At 59.1% G+C, this 1,649-nt stretch carries 2 rRNA genes; both read left to right on the plus strand.

Annotation, left to right across the window (positions count from 1 at the left end):
* Window positions 1–1,394: ribosomal RNA gene (locus tag ACI8AD_RS24915) — 23S ribosomal RNA — on the plus strand; the annotation flags it as partial.
* 129 nt (window positions 1,395–1,523) lie between these two features.
* Window positions 1,524–1,640 (plus strand): 5S ribosomal RNA (gene rrf / locus ACI8AD_RS24920).
* Window positions 1,641–1,649: the final 9 nt, after the last annotated feature.

Consider the following 1,649-nt stretch of genomic DNA (forward strand, 5'->3'; position numbering starts at 1 on the left):
AGGGTGAGGCCTGACGCATAGCCGAATGAGGCGAATTCGATGATCCTATGCTGCCGAGAAAAGCCTCTAGCGAGTTCCGAGCGGCCCGTACCCCAAACCAACTCAGGTGGTCAGGTAGAGAATACCGAGGCGATCGAGCGAACTGTGGTTAAGGAACTCGGCAAAATGCCCCCGTAACTTCGGGAGAAGGGGGACCCTCGCCCGTCAACCGCCTCGCGCGGTGCAGCGGAGGGGGGTCGCAGAGACCAGTGAGAAGCGACTGTTTACTAAAAACACAGGTCCGTGCGAAGTCGTAAGACGAGGTATACGGACTGACGCCTGCCCGGTGCTGGAACGTTAAGGGGACGGGTTAGTGCACTTCGGTGTGCGAAGCTCAGAACTCAAGCGCCAGTAAACGGCGGTGGTAACTATAACCATCCTAAGGTAGCGAAATTCCTTGTCGGGTAAGTTCCGACCTGCACGAATGGCGTAACGACTTCTCAGCTGTCTCAACCACAGGCTCGGCGAAATTGCACTACGAGTAAAGATGCTCGTTACGCGCGGCAGGACGGAAAGACCCCGGGACCTTCACTACAGCTTGATATTGGTGTTCGGTTCGGCTTGTGTAGGATAGGTGGGAGACTGGGAAGCCGGCACGCCAGTGTCGGTGGAGTCGCCGTTGAAATACCACTCTGGTCGAATTGGATGTCTAACCTGGGTCCGTGATCCGGATCAGGAACAGTGTCAGGTGGGTAGTTTAACTGGGGCGGTTGCCTCCCAAAGGGTAACGGAGGCGCCCAAAGGTTCCCTCAGCCTGGTTGGCAATCAGGTGTCGAGTGCAAGTGCACAAGGGAGCTTGACTGTGAGACCGACGGGTCGAGCAGGAGCGAAAGCTGGGACTAGTGACCCGGCACCGGCATGTGGAAGCGGTGTCGCTCAACGGATAAAAGGTACCCCGGGGATAACAGGCTGATCTTCCCCAAGAGTCCATATCGACGGGATGGTTTGGCACCTCGATGTCGGCTCGTCGCATCCTGGGGCTGGAGTAGGTCCCAAGGGTTGGGCTGTTCGCCCATTAAAGCGGTACGCGAGCTGGGTTTAGAACGTCGTGAGACAGTTCGGTCCCTATCCGCCGTGCGCGTAAGAGACTTGAGAAGAGCTGTCCCTAGTACGAGAGGACCGGGACGGACGAACCTCTGGTGTGCCAGTTGTACCGCCAGGTGCACTGCTGGTTGGCTACGTTCGGCAGGGATAACCGCTGAAAGCATCTAAGCGGGAAGCTCGCTTCGAGATGAGGTCTCTCACCCAGTGAATGGGGTAAGGCCCCCGCCCAGACCAGCGGGTTGATAGGCCGGAAGTGGAAGCACCGCGAGGTGTGGAGCTGACCGGTACTAACAGGCCGAGGGCTTGACCACACCCCTAACCCGCGCACACCCGCGCCGGGGATGAGAAGAAGCGTGTGTGTAACGACAGCGTCCACTGTGCGGTTCTGAACGCACCCGACCCGCCCCCTGGGGTGTGGCGTGGGTTCACGTTCACAGTGTTACGGCGGTCATGGCGAGAGGGAAACGCCCGGTCCCATTCCGAACCCGGAAGCTAAGCCTCTCAGCGCCGATGGTACTGCCCTGGAGACGGGGTGGGAGAGTAGGACACCGCCGGACAACCATTCA

The sequence above is a fragment of the Geodermatophilus sp. SYSU D00766 genome (genome assembly GCF_054049915.1).